Source organism: Leptospira adleri (assembly GCF_002811985.1).
GTDB classification, from domain to species: Bacteria; Spirochaetota; Leptospiria; order Leptospirales; family Leptospiraceae; genus Leptospira; species Leptospira adleri.
This window is the reverse complement of the sequence record NZ_NPDU01000042.1, coordinates 1-20931: the sequence shown is the minus strand read 5'-3', so window position 1 is coordinate 20931 and position 20931 is coordinate 1. Positions and strand designations below refer to the sequence as shown.

Here is a 20931-nt window from a genome sequence, read left to right as displayed (position 1 = left end):
CACAACAAACGACCTCATTCTAAGAGCGATCGGTCGGTCCAAAACAACAAGATCGGTTTTACCGAATAACGGTAAATCGGCCGTCGACATTGGAAACGGAGACCTTCGCAAAATTCATTTCGGATTAAAAAAGGGAAGAATGAGAAAGCCCTGAGAGAATTTTCTAACAAGGCTCCCTTTCTCTAATTTTTAACATTCAAACGAATTGAAATAATTTATTTCTTATCCGAAAATCTCAGCATCCAATCAAAAAAATCAGCGTGCCAGAGAGATTGAGCCCCGAACTGACAGTGTTCCGCGCCACCCGATGCTCTATCGTAAATCACCGTTGTAACGCTCTTTGCGTTCGTTAACTTCGATTTAAAATCTTCCACTTGTTTGAGCGGGATAAAATGATCTTCGGTTCCCGCAAGAATCAGAACGTCTTGTTTGATTTGGGAAGCGACGGTTTCCAAAGAATACTTTGAAAAAGCGTCTAACGTTTCCCTTGCGTTCTCCGTTTTCAGAGTCCATCGCCCGTTCTTAACTCCCCAGGCGAAACTGGGAGAAAACGCGGATTTAATCGAAACTAAAACTTCGATGAGACCGTCGTATCGATTCTTTTTTAACCAGAGAACGAAACTTGGAACCGTATTCTCCGCCACTTCCCCGAAATCGTACAAGACGTCGTAAGCCACAACTCCCGAAAATCGATCGTCAAAGGCCGCCGCACGCGGAGCCAAGTATCCTCCCAAACTCATGCCTACCAAAATCATTTCCTTCGGCTTCGAATGTTTTGAAAGGAAGGCATCGATTACGATCTTGGTCGGCTTTTCCCATTCCGGAATAAATCCTAAGTTTTGTGTTCTAATCGCGGAACCTTGTCCCGGGCCTTCGTAGGTAAGAACTCCGTAACCGCGTTCAAACGCGCTCTTCACTAAGACAAAATACAATTCTTCCAATGTGGAATCAAAACCTCCCACAAGAACGATCAACGGCTTTTTTTCGAAACCCGCCGGACCTGGATAATAAACCGCATTGAGTTGTTTACCTTCGTACGGAATCTTGATCCGTTCGTAACGGACCAAGAGCGTATCCAAACCCTTGTAAAAAAGATCCACACCTTTTTGAAAAGAAGGAAGCCTTCTTTTATCTTCCGGAGAGAGAAAAAATTCCGCGGTTCTTACATAGTTATGAGCGCGAAGATAGGCATAACCTCGGCTCATCGGATTCTTTATTTTTTCACCTCTTTCCAAAACTCGCTCTGCCAGAGCTTCCCAAGTCAAGAACCAACTTTCGGAATCGCCTTCCCGAATCTGACGGACCGCCTCGAAAACCTCTCCGGTATCCGCTCCATCGGCCCTAATGTCGTTTAACGCGCGTAAGGTTTGAAAGTGATAAGCCTGGTCCTTAAAAAAACGAATTTGTCCGGACTTCCCGCAATGAATCAAGAAAATGATGGAAAGAATCAGAAATAGTAAAAACTTCATTCCGATAAGAATGCCTCCTTTCGTTCCAGATTCCTTACGATAAGGAATGATTCGATTCTTCCCGTTCAAATTTCCGGCCTCGATTCTAAGTTTTTTGATTGGATTCATAAATTCACCTCCTGTTCCAAAATATGAACATTGTTCATATTTAAATTTCGCGAAATTCGACGCAAATAAAAAATTTGAACTTTGTTCACATTCTTAGAATCTGGAAAAAAATTCCCCGGACGTACGAAGAAATCGATGAGTCCCAAAAAAAAGAAAGTTCGAAGCCCGATCCAAAGCCGTTCGATTGAAACGAAGGAAAAAATCATCGAAGCCGCCTACAAACTCGTAAAACAAAGAGGATATTCAGAAACCGGGATTCGGGATATAGTAGACGCCGCCGGCGTTTCGATCGGAACCTTTTACTCGTATTACCGCGATAAAAACGATATCGCCTTGGAAATCATAAGGAAATACAGCGAAGAATTTTACGGAAATCTTGCAGCCGACACGATCGACACTCTGAAAGGAGAATCCGATCTCGGGGTCATTCTTTATGAAATCCTTGTCCGAATGAAAAAATCCGCTTTGAAAAATCCGAAGCTGCATCGGGAACTCGCTATTCTTTCTCTAACCGATGAAAATATAGCGGCGGCTGTAAAAAAAATAGAACGCGAAAGAATTCGGAAAGAAGCCTCCAAATTACTCCTTCACTTCGGTGGAACACTGGAATTGCGTTCCGAACCGACTCGTCTTTTGATCGCACAAAGAGCGATGGACGATATCGTAAGTTATATGGTTTTACACGGCTTTGACGTCGACCCGGAGACGATTCTTCGCGAAACCGCCTCGATGATCAGTTCTTATCTGTTACGAAAATAGGAAGCGAAGTCGTGGAATTTTCTCGATGTGACCCGGAACAAAACAATAAAGACCGCGCGTCTAGTTGATATTTCCGATTCAGATTACGAAAAAAAAAGATGCGGAAGTTGCTTCTTACTTCAGTCGATCCATCTTCGCCAAAAGGATTTTCGTTTTTTAATACGAGATTCTACTTTATTTTCAAATCGTTTCGGCTCCAAAACCCCGTCCATATAAATCGCGATCGTGTGCGTCATAATGAAGAATGTTTCGAGGATATGATCTTCGATCTCCCGTAGGATTTCCTTATCGTCGTTATAGATGACCCCTGAAACTTTTATATCATCCGATTTTTCTTTCGATTCGAAGAGAAAATAATATTCTTCCATTCTTTCAAAAAAAAGATAATTGGAACCCGCGTCGATTCTATACAAGGAAGTATCCGTATATTCCGAATTGAATCCGATAAAAAGTCCGCCGAGAGAAAAGTCCTGGATGACTCCTTCGATTCTTCCCTTTTGGATAAAAAAATCCCTGATAAAAGGTTCGAAATAAATTCTTTCATACGTTGGAAAAATACTTTTTAAGAGAGGTATATGTCCGCTCTCGGTAGATTCTTGAGTAAGAATTTTAATTCCATCCTTTACGCTGAAACCGTCGTAATGACAAATTCCCCCGAAACAATCTACTTCGATATAAACGAAAATTTTCTTCGGAAAATGTTTCGTAAATTCGATCGTCCTCTCATCGATAAGAGCCAGTTCCTCTTCAAGATCTTGCACATCCTCGACGGCGCATTCTCTCATCAACTCGTCTCTTTCCACTTGAGCGACGATACCGTGAAAGTCCGAATGAAATTCTTTCACCTTGGCAAGCGGGAAAAACGCTTTCATCTCGGCGATGATATCTTTATCCGTTTCAGACTCGAAGGAGGTAATGATATTTTGCGTATGATAACCCAATCTTCTTTCCTTAGATCCACAACCGATGGAACTTAGGAAATCGATTCGTATTTTTCGGACGGAGCATACAAATCCAAAACCCGAGAACGAAACATAGAAGAATGTCCGGGTTCAGAGTCGTTTTTACCTTGGAAACAGAAGTCGCATTTAACTTCCACTCAACTTAGCTTTTGACCTAAAAGTGAAGATGAAACGATTCATTTTGACCAAAATCTTGTTCTTTATTCTGTTATATGGAATTTTTAGAAAATATATTGAAATTTTTATGAGAGGAAATTCTTCTAGTCCTAATTCATCCGAACATCGGGTAAGGAGCATTTGAATGAACTTGAAAAGAATTTCTTTCGCGTTCTTTGTAATCCTGTTATCACTGACAGGTCTTGAGGCCGGCAATTTTAAATTGGATCCGGCTCACACTTCCGTAGGTTTTAAAATCAAACACCTCGGCTTAAACAACGTTTCGGGTTCTTTTAAAGAATTCCAAGGGAAGTTTAGCTTTGACGAAAAATCGGGGGCCCTTTCCGCTCTGGATGTTACGATCCAAAGCGCGTCCATCTTCACTAACGATGAAAAACGCGACGGTCATTTGAAGTCCAAGGATTTCTTCGACGCGGAAGGAACTCCTACTCTCACTTTTAAATCCGCAAAGGCCACAGTAAAAAAAGGATCCGTTTCTAAAATCGCGGGCGAGCTTACGATCAAAGGTGTGACGAAGCCGGTCGTATTGAACGTTACTTTCAACGGTTCCGCTAAAGATCCGTGGGGAACCGTTCACTTTGCGTTCGAGGCTGAAACAAAAATCAATCGCAAGGATTTCGGTCTCACTTGGAACAAGGCTTTGGAAACCGGCGGAGTTTTGGTCGGTGAAGAAGTTTCGATTAAGATCGAAGGCGAGGCAGTAGCGGAATAAAACTTAAATGGATTCCGCGTTTTATTCGATAGAATTTCAATGAATAAAACCTGTTTCTAAAAAAACCTCCCTTATAAAAATACGAGGGAGGTTTTAAAAAGTTTAGAGTTTGCCCGCCTCTTTTTCGTATTCGGTCGCCTCTTGAATACAATGTTCTTCTAATTTTTTGTACTTTTTGTGTTCTTCATTCGAAGAAGCTGCCTTACCGCCTTGGCTTCGTGTGGCGAGAGATTTGTATTTCTCGGCCAGATCCTTGTGGTCCTTCGCTTTTTTCAGCAGATAGTCTTTGGCGATCTTTTTTAATTCCGGGTTCGTCGCTTCCTTTATCAACAGCGTTTCCATTTCCGAAATGGCAAAAATTCCGGTGGAAAATACGGAAAGAAAAAGCGCGAGCGCTATGATTTTCTTCATGGTCCTACTCCTAAATCGATTGATCCGATTTCATACGGCGCTTTCATTTTTCCAAGCCGGAACTGAATCCATCGATATTTTTTTTACGGCTCGAGTCCATTCTGCTTTTTGAATATACTTGTTCGGCGATACTTAAGAAATGAGAAGTAATTTTAGAATTGCTTTGTAAAAGTACGTTTTGCTTTTGAATCAGGCATCACCTTTTCAAAAATCAAACGAGTTCCACAAAAGCCCGGCAATACCGAAACTCCGATTTGACGGGTTCTATTAAAGCAGATCGGCAAACGATCGATTTGATAAGCGACTTTACGCGGATTCAACTCCTGTTTCTATAATTCGAACGCGAAATTGTGGTTTGGAGAATTAGAATATCGTCGGCGCACAGCCGCTTATCGTAAAAATAGATTCATTTTTTTGAATATATTAGTTCTTATTTTTTCGCAGGCAAAACTTCAAAAGGCAAATTGAAAGTCGATTGGAATTTGGATATTTAGAATGGAAAGAGAAAGGGCAGAAATCAATCTAAGTTCCCCGTCCAATGACCGGGATCCTTAGATTGATTTTTATAATTTAACCGGAAGAAGAGGATTTTTCAACCCTTCTCCATTGGTTGGCCCAGCCGGCGAATGCGTTTTGATTTCTGGATTGGATATAGAGTTTCCCCGTTCCGGAAAACACGGCGACCAAACCTTCTCCGCTCAAAAACAAGGACTTGAGACCGCCGACCTTTTGGATCGTATAGTTCAAAGTTCCTTCAAAGCCGACGATATGACCCGTGTCCACCGTATATTGACCGTTTACTTCGATCGTATGAATCGCACCAAAGCTCGAAAAGAATAGATCTCCCGCTCCGCTCACCTTCAAAAAGAAAAGTCCTTCTCCGGAAAAAAAACCTTTGAATCCTCCCCATTTGCTGTCGATGGCCAAAGACTCGGAGCCCGCCACGTAAGCGCCTCGACTGAGTATCAATTCTTCGCCTTTCATTTTGCGGTATTCGATATCGCCTTGAGTCTGACTCGTAAGAAAAAGAGTTCCGGTCCCGCCTTCCGACTTAAACGTGTTTTGAAAAAAGGATTCGCCGCTGAGTAACGCGCGTTTGGCGGAAGCCCAGATTCCGCCTTCCGCTTTTGTGGTCATCTTTACGGTGGGACTCATCGCGACCATCGCTCCGGATTCGGCTCGAATCGTTTCTCCGTTTTCTAGTTCCACTTGTACGATTGGAAAATCAGGTTTTAGTAATATTTCATGTTTCACGATTCATTCTCCTTATCTTTTGATCGGAGGCAGTTGATTTCTGAACCAACTTCCCAGGGACGGAACGTTTCTGGATTGAATCCAAACTCTACCCCTTCCTTTAAAACGCGCGACAAAACCTTCTCCGCCTAAAAAGAAAGACTTCCAACCGCCGAACTTGGTCATCTCGTAGTTGAGTCCTTCTTCAAAAGCCACGATATGACCGGTATCCACGATCATTTCTCCGTCTACCTGTAGCACGTCGATTCCGCCGTAACTGGAAATGAGAAGAGGTCCGTTTCCCGAAAGTTTTAAGAAGAATAGGGATTCACCGCTGATAAATCCTTTCAAACCTTGGAACTTCGTATCCATTTCTATGTTTGGCGAAGATGCGAGAAAGGAACTCGATTGAACGTAAACAGTGCCCGCCAGATCGATCTTATCCACGTCGCCCGGAAGAGTCGGCGCGAGTAAAACTTCTCCGTTTCCGGAAGAAGCCGTGAACGTGTTCATCCAAAAGGATTCGCCGCCGAGGAACGCGGCCTTCAAACTTTTTAAGAATCCGCCCTGTTGCGCTTTGTGAGTTTGAATCGTGATCCCATTGCTCATCGACATCATGGAACCCGATTCGGCTTTAATGGATTCTCCGCCGTTCAAAGTCACCTTTGCGAAACTATAAGACGGTTTGCTAAGAATTTCAATATTCATAATATTACCTTTTCCTTATTGAGGAAGCAGCCCCGTCAGCCAGGATAAGAATCCCGATGGAACCCGAGTCTGAATCAAAATTTTACCGTGACCGGTAAACTCCATAACCAAACCTTCGCCGCCGAAAAGGGTGGATTTCCAACTTCCTCCGGCTTTTCCGATTTTATACTGAAGAGTTTTATCAAAAGCGACAACGTGACCCGTATCGATCGTATAAGCGCCTTTTACTTCGATCGGAAGAATGGCTCCGTAAGAATTCAGAAAGAGTTTTCCGTTGCCGGTCACATCCAAAAGAAAAACTCCCTCTCCGCCGAGAAAAGAACGTAGTCCGCCGAACCTAGGTTTCATCGTGATCGTTTCGTCCGAAGCGAGATACGCGCCCGCTTCCACGAGAAGACCGTTGTCCGTGAGATCGATTCCGACTACGTCTCCCGGAAGTTCGGGCGCAAAGCCGATCTCCGCGCCGGCGGAAGGAGCCTTGAAGACGTTGAAGAAAAAGGATTCTCCTCCGAAAAATCGCCGGGAAAGTGCGGAAAGAAATCCGCTACCCATTTTGGTTTCAACGTCGATCCCGGGGGTCATGTAGACCATCGCGCCCGCTTCGGCTTTGATGGTTTCACCGGGTGACAATTTTACTTTTAAAAAAGAATACGAAGGTTTGTGGATGATCTCGTAATTCATAGAAGCAGCAATGTAAATAAATTGACCCAAACGTCAATCGAAAAGTGTTTTCAGAAGCGATCCTAAGAATTACATTGGAGTAACACTATGACACAAAGAAACGTATTCATCACCGGAACAAACCGCGGAATCGGATTGGAACTTACAAAACACTTTCTCTCGAAAGGAGATCAGGTGTTTGCTCTTTGCAGAAAGAGTTCCACGGAGCTCGTTCGTCTGAAACCCACGCAGATCTTTGAAGGAATCGACGTTCTCAACTCGAACTCGATCCAAGGATTGACTTCGAAAATTTTGGACACAAAAATAGATATCCTCATCAACAATGCGGGAATTTTGATTCCGGACAATCTGCAAAGTCTCGACGAGGACAATATCATCACCCAATTCTTAGTCAACGCGCTTGGACCGTTGAAAGTAGTTCATGCACTTCTTCCGTCTCTCAAACCCAACGCTAAGTTGGTTTTTTTAACGAGTAGAATGGGATCCATAGCGGACAATAGTTCGGGTTCTTACTACGGATATCGCGCATCGAAAGCCGCACTGAACGCGATCGCGGTCAGTCTTGCAAGAGATCTTTCTTCTCAAGGAATCTCGGTCGGAATCTTCCATCCCGGAATGGTCGCGACGGAAATGACCGGACGACAAGGGATTTCAACGGAAGAAAGTGTTGTCGGATTAGCGGAACGAATCGAAGCCCTAAATCTCGCAAGCTCCGGTAAATTCTTTCATCAAAACGGAGAAGAATTGCCCTGGTGATCGATGGGACAATAACCTGTGTCCCGGCCGATACACTGTTGCAAAAAAGAGACGGTTTGTCAGAAATTTATTTCAAATTATGTCGCATCCTGCCCTAAACACCTCCTCAGTGGCTTGAAAAAACCGGTTTTAATACACCCTTTGGCATAGACCTTGCTTATTATAGGGGAAAGAGGCCGGGACGAGACCGTGAAATATCATAATTCGATCCTCCTCTTCAATACGAAAAGCGAACTTCGATCCACCCGATTCCGTCTTTTGAATAAGGACCTCTGGAAAGATCGAAAATGCACAAACTATGAAAGAAACCATATATAGAAAATCCATCCAGGATACAGTTAGAATCAAGGGAATCGGACTTCATTCCGGAAAGGAAGTGAATCTAGTCGCCCATCCGGCCGCATCCGGCACGGGAATCGTTTTTGAATATCGCAAGGGGCAAGAAAAAGCCTCGATTCCAGCGGAACTGAGCAACGTTGTGGATACGAGCAACGCGACAACCTTAGGAGACGGTCTCTATCGAATTCAAACGGTGGAGCACCTTTTGGCAGCGGTTTATGCCTTAGGACTGACCGATCTCATTCTTGAAATCGACGCAGTTGAAGTGCCGATCATGGACGGTTCTTCCCTTCCATTCTTACAAGCCCTGGAATCAGTCGGAATCGTAGAATATCCGGAAGTCGTAGAACCGATCTATGTGCAAAATCCGCTCTGGGTCGTAGACGGAGACAAATATTTGGTTCTCCTTCCCAGCGACGAACTCAAAGTAACTTATACGATCGACTTCCCTCACCCTCTTCTCAAAGGACAAAGTATTACGATCTCTTTGGACCGAGAAAAGATAAAACAGGAAATTCTTCCCGCGAGAACCTTCGGGTTTTTAAAGGATGTAGAAGCCCTGCAAGCCAGAGGTTTGGCGATGGGCGGATCCTTAGACAACGCAATCGTCTTGACCCAAGACGGATACTTAAACCAGCAGCTCCGTTTTGAAAACGAATGCGTCCGCCACAAAATTTTGGACCTTTTCGGCGATATATCCATCGCCGGACGTCCGATCATCGGACATTATCTCGCTTCGAAGGCCGGACACGCACTCGATATCTCCATGGCAAAGTTGGTAATGAGCAGCGTTACCGGGGATGAAATCAGCAAATACAAAAGCCGGAGAACTCCCCTTTTCAAAAGAAAGGCGGCGATCGTCTAAAAAATCGTTTGCCGATTCTATTTCGACCCCGCCAGGGGTCGTGGTTTGTCCGGACCAAAACCCGCCTTTTTTAGAAAAGAATTGTCAGATTCTTCTTTTCAAGAATTCTGTAGTCGAGTTTTCACTCGGAAATCAACTCTATAAATGATCCCCTCTAAAAGGACAGTTTTTCCCGGAATCACCGCTTTCCCGGGAAAACTATACGGTAAGGTCCTCAAAACCGGAAAAAAGAGGAATACGATCCTAACCGGAACTTACGTCCACGAATCCGCTAAAGAAGAAGAGATCGAAAAGTTTAAGACGGCTCTGGAAGAAAGCCTGGAAAGTCTTCGAATCCTTATCACATCCGTAGAAGCCTCCGGACCGGATCACAAAGAAGTTCAGGAAATTTTAGAAACCCAGGCGATGATCTGCTCGGATCCGAGCCTTTCCACTTCGGTTCAAAAAAGAATTTTGGACCTCGGAGAAAACGCGATTCTTGCGGTTCAAAACGTAACTCACGAAATCTCCGAAAAATTTAGGGCAATGGAGAACGAGTTTTTTCGGGAAAGAGTGGATCACTTCCACGACGTCTCCAACCGATTGATCGAATTTATCGCGGGCAAAAAAGAAGAGGATTCCATTCTGTCCGGATTAAAAGAGGATCTCATTCTGGTCGCAAGAGAACTCACCCCTTCTCAGATGATTCTTATGGACAAAACGAGAATCCGCGGTATCGCTACCGATCTCGGCGGGAAAACGGGTCACATGGCGATCCTCGCGAGAAACTACGGAATTCCCACTGTGGTAGGTCTAAAAGATTTTTCCACCTATGTAAAAGACAACGAATTCATCCTCTTGGACGCGGAGGCCGGAAACGTAGTACGATTTCCAACCTTGGAAGAGGTAAAATACTACGGGTTCAGTTCCACTTATCCGGTGGAGGAAAGCGGAACCAAAAAAATGAGGGCCGTCAGCAAGGACGGAATCCGAGTCAAAATCAAATGTAATTTAGAATCCGAACTCGACTGCGAACAAGCGATCCGTTCCGGTGCGGAAGGAGTCGGCCTCTTTCGAAGCGAATCCCTATTCTTAAAATACCAGGACAGCAACGTTTCCGGAGAAGAACAGTTTCGGGCATACAAAGCGATCGCGGAAGGAATGGAGGACAAACCCGTTACGATCCGAACTTTCGATATCGGGGCCGATAAATTTTCGACGGGAGAGGAAGAGGAAAACCCGTTTTTGGGAAACAGAGGAATCCGTTATTCCCTATCGAATCCGGAATGGTTCAGCGAGCAGCTAACGGCGATTTTGCGAGCCTCCGCGTTCGGAAACGTGAGTATTCTTTTGCCGATGATCACGGGCCCCGCGGAGATCGTCAAAACCAGGGAACTATTGGAAGAATGCAAACGTAAACTGAGCGCTCAAAAAGAGAAGTTCAACAAGAAGATTAAGGTCGGAGTGATGATCGAAACTCCCGCCGCGGTTTCCGCTTTGGATCTGATCGCGAGAGAAGCCGATTTTTTTTCGGTGGGAACAAACGATCTTTTACAATACATCATGGCGGTGGATCGAAACAATATCCACGTGTCTTCTCTTTACAATCCTTATCACATCGCTTTTCTGCGGGCTTTGATAAGAATCGTGGAAGTTTCTAGGGATTACGACAAACCTCTGGGGATCTGCGGAGAACTTGCATCGGATACGAATTTTACGATCTTCTTAATCGGAATCGGGATTCGGGATCTTTCGGTTTCGATCCCTTTCTTAAATCCGATTCGGAAAATCATTCGTTCCGTCTCGCTTCATCAGGCCGGAACTCTGGTAAAAAAAATCATAGAACTTTCGGAAGAGGAAAACTACGAAAACATCGAAGCCTTTCTCTTCAGCAAACACTTGAGTTAAGAAACTTCTTTTTCCAAAATCAGAAATACGAAAGAATCCCATACCTTTTCTTTCTCCTGAAAGAAAACCGGACCTAAGTTGTCCTTATCCTTTTTAAGACAAAGATAAGAATGTTTATCCGTACGAAGATAGAACTTACCGCAGGTTCCCGAAAGGGTTTGAATCAAATCCTTCAGGAGTTTCGGAAGATTTTTCTCGTCTTCCGGAAGAGAAACTCCGGTCATCAGAATTTCCTGATTTTCCCAGGTTCCTAAAATCGAAACAGCCTTCGGATTCCATTCTTCGAATAATTCTTTTTCATAAGAGGCCAAAGCAGGATTGAGGATCGGATGAATTTCGGAATTCATCGCGAGGGGAAATTCTTTCCCGATCACTCTGGGAATAAATCCTTCCGTCCGGAAGCGGTTCCAGTTTTCAAACCCGTCGATTTTCGATAGACCTCTTACAAATCCCGGTGTAAAACCTCCGACCGAAATCGCGTCTTTGGATCGGCCCGAAGTAAGAATCGAACGCATACAAAGAAATCCCAAGTTGTAAAGTGAGAACTGGGCGACCTGGGAAAAATTCCAGACCTCGTTTTCTCTCATAGGAGAAAGATAAAGATTATCCAAGGCGTATAAATCTCCGTGTCCGGAGGGGGAAAATACCGAGGATTTCTGGAGTTGTTTCTGAGTGCCGGCCATATATTATTTCTATCGGTGCGGCTTCCAATTCTCAGAAGAAATAAAAAAAGCCAGCTTTGAGGGCTGGCTTTTTCCATTCGAAAAGATCGGAGAATTCTAATCTTGATTGGTAGCGTAGATTTTCTTAATCTTATCGATGTATTTTTCGGTGATCACGTGACGTTTCATTTTCATCATGTTGTTCAACTCTTCACCCACTTCAAAAGGTTTGGAGATGATGATAAAAGGAGTCACCTGTTCGAAGGATTTGAATCCGTTTTTCGTATTGTTGAGGGCCTTGATCTCTTTTCTGTAGAGGTCGTACACTTTCGGATTTTCGATCAGCTTCTCGTTGTTCGGTTCGTTGATTCCGTTTTCTTTCGCCCACTCTTGGAGCTTCTCGAAATCGGGAACGATGATCGCGCCTAAATTCTTCTGATCCTGACCGATCACCATACACTGGCTGATATAAGCGGATTCTTGGAGCTTGTTTTCGATCGGAACCGGCTCCACGTTTTCTCCACCCAAAAGAACCACGGTGTCTTTTGCACGTCCCGTCAATGTCAGGGTCTTTTTGAAGTTGATCATCCCCATATCGCCGGTGTTCATCCAGCCGTCTTGGATGGCCTTGGAAGTCGCCTCTTCGTTTTTGAAATAACCTTTCATCACTTGAGGTCCTTTGACAAAGACTACCCCTTTCAAGCCGAGCTTTCCTTGAGAAATCTTGCCTTCTTCGTCGATCTCGGTGAGAACCACGTTGTTATCGTTACGAATCTGAAGTCTGGTTTTTGGAGCGACCACACCCACGGAACCGATGATCAATTTTTCGAAAGTTCTTACGGAAATAACCGGAGACGTTTCCGTCATTCCATAACCTTCCAAAACGTTGATCCCGATGTTTCCGAAGAATTCGTCAACGTGTCTAGGAAGCGCGCCGCCGCCGGAAATGGAGGCTTTGAGTTGACCGCCCGTAGCGGCTCTGATCTTTGCAAGTACGATACGATCCAACGTAAAGCTGTTTAAGAACACGGCTAAACCGGCGATCGTATAAAGCGGAGAAGTCAGAAAGTGAAACTCGGTTCCCGCCAGAAAGGCGCCTAACGCACCCGCAATGACGGTTAATGTAAAAGGTCCGGTCAAAAGAAGCTGAACGAACATAAGAATTCCGTAAAAGAAGGAATTGATCGGATTTCTTCCACGGTAGTCGACCTGAATTCCGGTCAAAAAGCGAACCGCTTGGTTTTTCTTGCTCGAGAAGAAATACGCGAGTTTGAAAAGACCTCTGCGAAGCGCCGGAGTTTGAGCCGGGTCGTTGATTCTTGTATAAATTCCGTTGTAAATGTTCTCCCAAAGTCTGGGCGCGGAACCCATAAACGTAGGTTTCACCGTCGCCAAATCCTGACGAAGATCTCTCACGTTCGTATAATAGGTCGCCGCTCCCAGTCCGAGGCAAACGTATTCGACTACTCTTTCGAAAACGTGCCAAATCGGGAGAATGGAAAGAAGACGAGCCTTCGGCTGGATATTGAGCATCGGACTTACGTGGTTTACTTGGTGCATCATGTTGGAATGTTTCAACATAACACCTTTAGGAAGTCCCGTAGTTCCGGAGGTATAGATCAGAGTGAAAAGATCTTCCGCTTGAATCGCGGCGATTCTTTCTTCCGCTTTTCTAGATCCGCCTTCTCTGAGTTTTTTTCCTTTCTCAATGAGATCCTGCATTTTCAGAACGCCGGGAGCTGTGCTCGCAGGGTCCAAAAGAATGATGGTCTTCACGTTATTGAGCTGGGATTTGTTTCTATTAAACTTCTCGAGCATTTTATCGTTTTCGATAAAAACGACTTCGACTTCCGAGTGATTGAGAATATAAACGATTTCAGAATCTGTAATGTCAGTTCCGCGCGGAACGTCGGCGGCACCGGATAAAATCACGCCGTAGTCTGCGATCATCCATTCGATACGGTTGTCTGCGATCAAACCTACTCTTTGTTTTTGTTGAACACCTAACTCGATCAAAGCTTCCGCAAGATTCAAACCTTGTTCGTACAGTTGACCGTATGTAGTAGGATAGTAGTCCTTCTTGGAATCCTTTGAAAAGAAAGCCGGTAGGTCCCGGAATTTTTCCGCAGATTCACGAAATAGCTGGGCTAAGTTTTCCGCCATGAAACTCATTCACTCCTGATATCTTTAGTTCAATACAACTTAGGAATTCCGGCAAGATCCTGCCGGTAAGTATTCAAAATTAAATATCGAACCTCAGAAATAAACCCTTTTTTTCCAAAGCGTTTCCCGAAGACCTTATTTATTTACCGCGTTATACAATACTATGGTGCAGTGAACCAATTCGAAAAGCTGGCTCTGAGTTTCGGATAATCTCTTTCCACAATTCCGTACTGAATTTTCAGGAGTTTTCCGGAAACGCTGAACACCAGAAGCGCCGGTTGTCCTTCGACTTTGTATTCGTTTATCAACGCGAAATCCCGATCCACCAATGACGGATACGTCATCCCGAATTCCTGAGAGGCTTTGAGGAGTTCGGCTTTGGAAAGTTCCGGCTCGGTATTGATCCCCAGAAGAGTTCCATTCTTACCTTCCAAGTCCTTGGAAATTTTTTCCAAAACGGGAACGGCTTCCTTACAAGGTTCGCACCAAGAAGCCCAAACGTCCAAAAGTAAAACCTTTCCCTTATAATCCTTGAGACTTGTAGCTCGGCCTTCCGTATCGGAAAGTTCGAGTTTGTAGAGAATCGATTCTTCTTTGGCAGAGTTGCAGTCGAAGAAGAGGCTCACGATAAGCGTAAAAAGAAAAAGGGTTCTGAACATCTTCCCAACATCTTCTTAGAATCGAAAAGAATGTAAATGGAAAAAATCTTTCCAGCTTGCGAGCCGCTTTCAAACTGGATCCATCAGTGAATCCAGTCTTCTACAATTACTTTTCCGGACCGGAAGAATTCTTTGATTATCTGAACAAAGATCGATTTGCAGGTTCCGGGATGATCTCCACTCCCGTTACCAAAGAAGCTTATTTTTCGGAAACAAATCGAAAAGCAAAACTGGAGTTTCGAGAAAATCGAATCTTGATTCTTTTGAAAGGAAAGGAAACGGAAAAGAATTTCGCGATTCCTTTTAACGGAAGTTCGAAAAAGCACGTTCTTGAATTTCTGCCGGATTATCTAAGTTTCAAAAACGAAGAAGAATTTTTTACGATCCGGCTCCAACCTTTGGATCGGGAGAGGATTCACCTTCAAATCGATTCCAAAATCGGCCTGGAATTTTCAGGAACTCTGAATAGGCTCAGCGGTTGGAGGAAATGGTTTTAGAATTCAATACTTCTCGGATTTGATCCGCGATCGTCTTCGCGGCGACGCTTCGATAGAATTTTCGAATATCCACTTTTTTACCGGGATACGGTTTTTTCGAATAATCCAAAAGCGCCTTTACCCAAAGATCCTGTTCCAGTTCTAAATATCGAATCTGATTCCCGCCGATTTCGCGAAACACAGAAAGATCGGTAACGATCGCCGGTTTTTGCAGACTGAGCGCTTCCAAAAGGGGAATTCCGAAACCTTCATACAAAGAAGAGAATAAAAAGAGGGAACACTTTTTGTACATGTGGGCGAGTTCGACGTCGGTCGGACTTTCAATCCAGTGGATTCCCATTTCTTTGCTTTTTTGGCTTCGGAGGGTTTCGATAAATTCCGGATCTTCCCAGCCGGCCTTTCCGCCGATTACCCAGGAAAACTTAGACTCACGTTTTACGGATTTAGAATATTCCAAATATACGTTATATAGGAAACGATAATTTTTTCGGGGTTCCACCGTGGAAACGGAAAGAAAGTATTTTTTGGGGAGCGAATCCACGCGCTTCCCCGGTTTTTTTTTAAGAAGCCCTTGAAACTCGGAAAGCTCGATTCCGGGATAAACCACTTTCATTTTTTCGAACGGGATTTGAAAGAATTTCGCCACCTCGTTTCGAGTGGATTCCGAAATCGGAAGCAGTTTGTCCGCGCGGCGGACGGAACGCGAAAGATAGAATTTCTGCTGCAAACGAGCCAAGGTCCGCATCGTATCCGGAAAACGATATGCGACGAGATCGTTGTAAGTAAGAACGGTCGCAGTTTTTTTGGAAAGAAACGGAGGAAACACCTGTTGAGTTCCCCAAAAAAGATCAAGCTGGATCTTTCTAAGCTGAAGGGGAAGCGCGATCGCAAAATAGATTCCGCCCTTTTTGGAAAGAATCCCCTCTCCTTTGATAAAACGAATCCCGGGAAGCTGAAGAAGATCCGCGTAACTCGGATGCAGATCCTTGTGGGAAAAAAGATAAAATTCGAAACTGGGGTCTTTTCCAAGATCCAAAAGAGCGCTATGGATCATTTTTCCGACTCCGGAAACGGGCGTCGAAAACGGCCTCGCGTCCACGCCGATCTTGATCTTATCAATCAAGTTTTCAGAATATTCTTTTTTTTTCATATAGAATTTCGAAGACGATCGTTTTAATTCCAATCCTTAAGACTGGACTGAAAATACTTCTTTGAGTTTTTCCAGAGTCGGTCCAAAGATTCGGAATGACCCGCGATGAGACCTTCTCCTCTTCCCGTTATCGTTTGAAACCGATACGGCTCGCCGGACTGAATTTCAAGATCCGAACCGCCCGACGCTCTCACAAGAGCGATGCCGGCGCAAACGTCCCATTCGTTTTTCGGCTTGAGAGAAAGGGAAATGGACGCGACGCCCGCGGCGACGAGACCCAGCTTGTAAGCGATAGAACCCATCGCGGAAAATTTCCAATCGGGAGGAAGCATGTCCCCGCTAAAAAGTCCTTCTCTTTCTTCGGTTCTCGAAATCAGAACCGTTTTTACGGGAGAATAAGAACTTAATTTTTTCGAGAAACGTTTGAAATCGATTTCATAAGAATTCGGTATTTCCGAAAATTTCAGATAATCCACTCCTACCGTCTCTTCCCCGAAAATCAATTCGCACGTCACCGGATTTAAAATGACTCCGAGGACCGCTTTCCCTTGCACGGACAAACCGAGGCTGATCGCAAACTCGGGATTCTTATGCACAAACTCTCTCGTTCCGTCGATCGGATCCAAGATCCATGCCGCCGGCAGTTTGGAGATATCCTTTCTTTCTTTATCTTCTTCCGAAAGAACCGGAATCTTTGTGGATTGTAGGATTTCGCCGATCAAAGCGCCGGCTTTGAGATCGGCCTCGGTCACAGGATCGTTGCCGCCCTTATCCGTGACCTTGAAATCCGAATTATAAATTTCTAATACGATTTTGCCCGCTTCCAGTACGGAATTTACTGCGGGCTGGAGATATTGAATCGAATCCAAGAAGGAAAACGCTCTAAAAAAATTATTTAACCGGTTTTGCTTCGGGGGAGCTCGCGTTTTCCTTATGAGGATCGTCTAGGTTTTCCGGACGGATATAAAAGACTTCGTTTTCAGGAGTTTGCAGATAAATTTCCGGATCCATTTTGTAGCTGTAGAAAAATAGAAATTTCTTATACTTTACATAGACCGTGTAAGTCCCTTTCTGCGGTTCATACAGCATGGTCTCCACATTGAGATCTTTTGTGATCTCTTTGTATTCAAGATATCTATGATGCAGAGTGTATTTTACCGCGGAGAGCAGGTTTTTTTCGAGCGTGGCCTTTTTGAAAGCGTCCGAAATTTTGATGTTCTTGTTAAACTCTTCCACTTTGTTAAATTCTTCCACAACACCTTGAGACTTGCCGGCGTAAATACCGGAAAAGGCAACGAGAAGTAATAGAGATATCGCGAATATTTTCTTCATCTGGGTTTCCTGTCTGCTACTAGTATCGGACTTCTGGGAAGTAAACTTACCCCTTCCTTATAATTTCTCAAGCGGAGTGTAGGCAACAAAAAAGTTCTTCTCCACGTTTCCGAATCGAATCGCCACCTTCGTATTCTTTTCCTTTCCGGAAACCGTTAAAATCGTGCCGATCCCGAATTGTTTGTGTTTTACCCGGTCGCCTGCTTTCAATCGAAGATTATCGGCGGAAGGAGGTTCGGAAAAACCGGTATCGAATTCTTCTTCCAATTCTCGTACCTTAGACGCGAGGGGAGGTCCTTGAGGACGTCTCGCGGTTCTTTCTCTCGACGCAAACTGCTGTTCTCCGAAACATTCTTTCGGAACCTCGGCTAAAAATCGGGAAGGAATTCTATCTTCGATTTTTCCGAATTTGCGGGAAGTTCTGCAAAAACTCAGATACAAATCTTTGCGCGCGCGAGTGAGGGCCACGTAAAAAAGACGCCGTTCCTCTTCGTCTCCGAAATGAGAATCCTCCAAACTCATACTATGAGGAAACGTTCCCTCTTCCAATCCGGATAAGAATACGATTTGAAATTCCAATCCTTTCGCGTTATGCACCGTCATCAGATTGACGTAATCGGTGAGTTCCTTTGTATCCTCTTCGCTCGTGAGAAGGCTGATCTGATTGAGATATTCCTCCAAAGAAGGAGAATCCGAATTCTTCTCGTATTCCTCGATCGAGTTTACGAGTTCCTGGAGGTTTTCGAGACGGGCTATCGATTCTTCCGTTCCTTCCTCTTTGAGATAGGACATGAGACCGGATCGATTCAAAAGTTCTAATGCGATTTCGGAAGGAGAGGATCCCTTCTCCGTTTTTTCCACAAGGTCGCTGAAAAGGTGAAAGAGTTCCTTTCCTTTCGCCTTCGCCGCTTTTTTGAGAGGAATCTCCTCTCTTCCCAAGGTTTCCAAAAGTGAAATCCCTTTTTCCAGAGAGAATTCCCGGATCTTGTCTATTCCGGAATCTCCGATTCCGCGCGGAGGATAGTTTACGATTCTTAAAAGAGAAACCGAATCAAGCGGGTTTGAAACAACGTTTAAATATGCGATAAAATCCTTGATCTCCGCGCGGTCGAAAAATCGGAACCCGCCGAAAATTTTATACGGAATTCCTATGTTCCGCAGCGCTTCTTCGAAATATCTGGATTGAGAATTAGTTCTATAGAATATTGCAATATTCTTATATTCCGTTCCGGAAGAATACGCCGACCGGATCCTAGTAATGATCCCGTGAGCCTCTTCGGATTCGTTTTGATACTCGGTCAAAACCACCGGAGAACCTTTGGGGTTGTTCGTAAAAATTTCCTTCTGTTTACGTTGTGTGTTGTTTGAGATGACGCGTGACGCGGCGAGAATGATATTCGAGGAAGAACGGTAATTTTCTTCGAGTTTGATGACGGTCGACTCGGGAAAATCCTTTTCGAAGTTGAGAATGTTCGCGATATCCGCGCCTCTCCAGGAATAGATAGACTGATCGTCGTCTCCGACCACGCAGAGATTCTTTTTTTCTCCCGCGAGAAGAATCACGAGTTCGTACTGGACCTTGTTCGTATCCTGATACTCGTCCACCATGACGTATTCCCATTTGTGGCGATACTTGGAAAGTGCGTCCGGGGATCTTTGCAAAAGTTGAACGGTCTTCCAGATGAGGTCCCCGAAATCGAAAGCTTTGCTCGCGTCCTTTCTCTTTTCGTATTCCTTATAAATCGCCGAAACGTTTTTTGAAAAATCGGTTCTCCCTTCCTTTTCCAAATAGGCTTCCGGTGACAACATCTTGTCCTTCAAACCGCTGATATAATTTCCGAGCATGGATGGTTTGTAAAATTTAGGGTCGAGAGAAAGATCCTTCACGACTTGTTTGAGAAGGGATTCCTGCAGAGTTGTATCGTAAACGGTGAAACCTCCGGCGAATCCGAAAAACGAGGCTTCTCTTCTTAGGATATAAAGACAAAGAGAATGAAAGGTTTTGATTTGAAGATTTGCGGGTAAGAATGGAACGAGGTGTTTGACTCGCTCCTGCATTTCCGCGGCGGCCTTGTTTGTAAACGTTACCGCGCAGATTCTATCAATCCCGTGATTGATGAGAAGATTTGCGATTCTATGCGTGATGACGCGCGTCTTTCCGGAACCGGCTCCGGCTAAGATTAGAACCGGACCTGAAACTTGGAGGACGGCTTTTTTTTGTTCTTCGTTTAAACCTTCGAGGAGGGGATCCACGGTCAAAACCTATAATCTCCGATCCCGAAGACAAACTGAAACGCATTGTCCGAATCGAATTTTGTAAAGGGATGGTCCGCGACTCCCGTGTATTTCAGCTTTTGAGCAAAGTAAATCCGAAGCGGTAGAACCGGAATTTGGATACGGAGCCCCACACCCCACGAGAATCGAAATTTATCGAGGGCGATATTGTTTCCGGAAAGAACGAGGTTGGCCGGATTATTCAATTGTTCGTACGTATAGTCCGCTTTTCGAAGAGCGGTAAGATTGTAAGAATTCGTAAGCGCATAACCCACCGGATCCCTTTGCTGCGCTTCCAGAATTCTTTGGTCGTAGGTCGTAAAAAGATCTCTTCGAACTCCTTGCGCACGGTTGACTTCCTCGTAAAGAGCTCCCGCGTCGAAAAAGGTAACGAGCCAGAGCAAACTAGGTTCGATCGGAAATCGGAGTTCGGATCCGAAAATCATTCGGCTCGCCGCACCGTCCCTCCATTCGGTCGGATATTTTGCGTCGTTGTAAAACCAACCGCGGAGAGACTCGTAACCGCCTAAGAATTGCAAATCCTGCAACTGGATGTAGGGATTTTGGATCGGATCCTGTTTTCCGTAAGCAGGAACTCTCTGAAAAGTGAAAAGCGAAGAACTTCTGAATTCTTGAACGACTCTCCATCGGCGAAGCGCGTTGTTCCGAAATAATCCGAACAAACTGTAATCGAACCAAGTATGATAGTATTCCGCGAGAATTCGATACTGATCGAAGTGGGATTGACCGCCTAACAACTGCCCTACGTTATCCACTTGAAAAAGAAGATCGTATCCTTGTGTCGGATTGAAGACGTTGTCCCGAATGTCGTAGGCGAGACCGTTTGAAATCTGAGAACGGAACTGCCAACCTCTCCGCACCTCCGCAAGAACCTGATCGGAAACGAGAGAGGAAGGGTTTGTGGAAGCGTAGATACTCGGAGAATAACGGTGGAAGTGAGTCCAGTTGATAAAAATACGATGTCCTATCCCGACCGTAAAACCGACTCCGTCCCGAGAATAGATCGCTTGTTCCTTGATCGATTGCTGGTTGTTGTTCTCCGTGATGGAAACGGCTCCCACGTTGTAGATTCTCGAGGAATAAAAAAGAGAAAGTGAGAGAGACCA

Annotated in this window: 20 protein-coding genes; 6 read left to right on the top strand and 14 right to left on the bottom strand. The window is 44.6% G+C overall.

Going from position 1 to position 20931, the window contains the following annotated elements:
* Positions 1-215: 215 nt before the first annotated feature.
* Positions 216-1577 (bottom strand): alpha/beta hydrolase family protein, encoded by a 1362-nt coding sequence (locus CH376_RS15465; protein ID WP_243394765.1) that lies wholly within the window; start codon positions 1575-1577, stop codon positions 216-218.
* 135 nt (positions 1578-1712) lie between these two features.
* Between CH376_RS15465 and CH376_RS15460 the strand changes: the two genes are divergently transcribed.
* Complete coding sequence (locus tag CH376_RS15460; protein WP_100786417.1) at positions 1713-2336, top strand: TetR/AcrR family transcriptional regulator; 624 nt, start codon at positions 1713-1715, stop codon at positions 2334-2336.
* Positions 2337-2455: 119 nt separating this feature from the next.
* Here CH376_RS15460 and CH376_RS15455 read toward each other — a convergent pair whose 3' ends face one another.
* On the bottom strand, positions 2456-3277 hold the full coding sequence (locus CH376_RS15455) for a hypothetical protein (RefSeq protein ID WP_100786416.1): 822 nt from the start codon (positions 3275-3277) through the stop codon (positions 2456-2458).
* A 322-nt stretch (positions 3278-3599) separates the two neighbouring features.
* Here CH376_RS15455 and CH376_RS15450 point away from each other — a divergent pair, with 322 nt between their 5' ends.
* Complete coding sequence (locus CH376_RS15450) at positions 3600-4187, top strand: YceI family protein (RefSeq protein ID WP_100786415.1); 588 nt, start codon at positions 3600-3602, stop codon at positions 4185-4187.
* A 102-nt stretch (positions 4188-4289) separates the two neighbouring features.
* Here the strand turns inward: CH376_RS15450 and CH376_RS15445 are convergent, their stop codons facing one another.
* The 4 genes from CH376_RS15445 to CH376_RS15430 all read right to left on the bottom strand — a co-directional run bounded on the left by CH376_RS15445 (position 4290) and on the right by CH376_RS15430 (position 7220).
* Complete coding sequence (locus CH376_RS15445) at positions 4290-4598, bottom strand: LIC_10421 family protein (protein WP_100786414.1); 309 nt, start codon at positions 4596-4598, stop codon at positions 4290-4292.
* Between the two features lie 570 nt (positions 4599-5168).
* Positions 5169-5852: a TIGR00266 family protein gene (locus CH376_RS15440; RefSeq protein WP_100786413.1), complete on the bottom strand. Its 684-nt coding sequence runs from the start codon at positions 5850-5852 to the stop codon at positions 5169-5171.
* A gap of 12 nt (positions 5853-5864) precedes the next feature.
* Positions 5865-6539 carry a TIGR00266 family protein gene (locus CH376_RS15435; RefSeq protein WP_100786412.1) on the bottom strand — a complete coding sequence of 225 codons (675 nt, stop codon included), beginning with the start codon at positions 6537-6539 and terminating at the stop codon, positions 5865-5867.
* 15 nt (positions 6540-6554) lie between these two features.
* Positions 6555-7220, bottom strand: coding sequence for a TIGR00266 family protein (locus tag CH376_RS15430; protein WP_100786469.1), 666 nt, complete (start codon positions 7218-7220; stop codon positions 6555-6557).
* A gap of 87 nt (positions 7221-7307) precedes the next feature.
* On the opposite strand from CH376_RS15430, the gene CH376_RS15425 reads away from it, so the two are divergent.
* The 3 genes from CH376_RS15425 to ptsP all read left to right on the top strand — a co-directional run bounded on the left by CH376_RS15425 (position 7308) and on the right by ptsP (position 11067).
* Positions 7308-7976 (top strand): SDR family oxidoreductase, encoded by a 669-nt coding sequence (locus CH376_RS15425; RefSeq protein WP_100786411.1) that lies wholly within the window; start codon positions 7308-7310, stop codon positions 7974-7976.
* A gap of 298 nt (positions 7977-8274) precedes the next feature.
* Complete coding sequence (gene lpxC, locus CH376_RS15420; protein ID WP_100786410.1) at positions 8275-9180, top strand: UDP-3-O-acyl-N-acetylglucosamine deacetylase; 906 nt, start codon at positions 8275-8277, stop codon at positions 9178-9180.
* A gap of 144 nt (positions 9181-9324) precedes the next feature.
* A complete protein-coding gene (gene ptsP / locus CH376_RS15415; RefSeq protein ID WP_100786409.1) occupies positions 9325-11067 on the top strand; it encodes a phosphoenolpyruvate--protein phosphotransferase in 1743 nt (580 codons plus the stop codon).
* Here the strand turns inward: ptsP and CH376_RS15410 are convergent.
* The 3 genes from CH376_RS15410 to CH376_RS15400 form a co-directional block, all read right to left on the bottom strand.
* On the bottom strand, positions 11064-11750 hold the full coding sequence (locus CH376_RS15410) for an LIC11631 family protein (protein ID WP_100786408.1): 687 nt from the start codon (positions 11748-11750) through the stop codon (positions 11064-11066). The genes ptsP and CH376_RS15410 overlap by 4 nt on opposite strands.
* Before the next feature lie 96 nt (positions 11751-11846).
* Positions 11847-13892 (bottom strand): AMP-dependent synthetase/ligase, encoded by a 2046-nt coding sequence (locus tag CH376_RS15405; protein WP_100786407.1) that lies wholly within the window; start codon positions 13890-13892, stop codon positions 11847-11849.
* A 161-nt stretch (positions 13893-14053) separates the two neighbouring features.
* Positions 14054-14551 (bottom strand): TlpA disulfide reductase family protein, encoded by a 498-nt coding sequence (locus CH376_RS15400; protein ID WP_100786406.1) that lies wholly within the window; start codon positions 14549-14551, stop codon positions 14054-14056.
* Positions 14552-14637: 86 nt separating this feature from the next.
* On the opposite strand from CH376_RS15400, the gene CH376_RS15395 reads away from it, so the two are divergent.
* Positions 14638-15048: a hypothetical protein gene (locus CH376_RS15395; protein WP_100786468.1), complete on the top strand. Its 411-nt coding sequence runs from the start codon at positions 14638-14640 to the stop codon at positions 15046-15048.
* Here CH376_RS15395 and CH376_RS15390 read toward each other — a convergent pair.
* From CH376_RS15390 to CH376_RS15370, 5 genes are all read right to left on the bottom strand, one after another.
* Positions 15023-16198 carry a glycosyltransferase family 4 protein gene (locus CH376_RS15390; RefSeq protein ID WP_100786405.1) on the bottom strand — a complete coding sequence of 392 codons (1176 nt, stop codon included), beginning with the start codon at positions 16196-16198 and terminating at the stop codon, positions 15023-15025. The genes CH376_RS15395 and CH376_RS15390 overlap by 26 nt on opposite strands.
* Before the next feature lie 23 nt (positions 16199-16221).
* Positions 16222-17067: a 3'(2'),5'-bisphosphate nucleotidase CysQ gene (locus tag CH376_RS15385; RefSeq protein WP_100786404.1), complete on the bottom strand. Its 846-nt coding sequence runs from the start codon at positions 17065-17067 to the stop codon at positions 16222-16224.
* Between the two features lie 22 nt (positions 17068-17089).
* Positions 17090-17530, bottom strand: a complete 441-nt coding sequence (locus tag CH376_RS15380; protein WP_100786403.1) for an LIC11625 family surface-exposed protein — start codon at positions 17528-17530, stop codon at positions 17090-17092.
* Positions 17531-17587: 57 nt separating this feature from the next.
* Positions 17588-19783, bottom strand: coding sequence for an ATP-dependent helicase (locus CH376_RS15375; RefSeq protein ID WP_100786467.1), 2196 nt, complete (start codon positions 19781-19783; stop codon positions 17588-17590).
* Between the two features lie 2 nt (positions 19784-19785).
* Positions 19786-20931: outer membrane protein assembly factor (locus tag CH376_RS15370; RefSeq protein ID WP_133124667.1), on the bottom strand; the 1146-nt coding region annotated here is incomplete at its 5' end.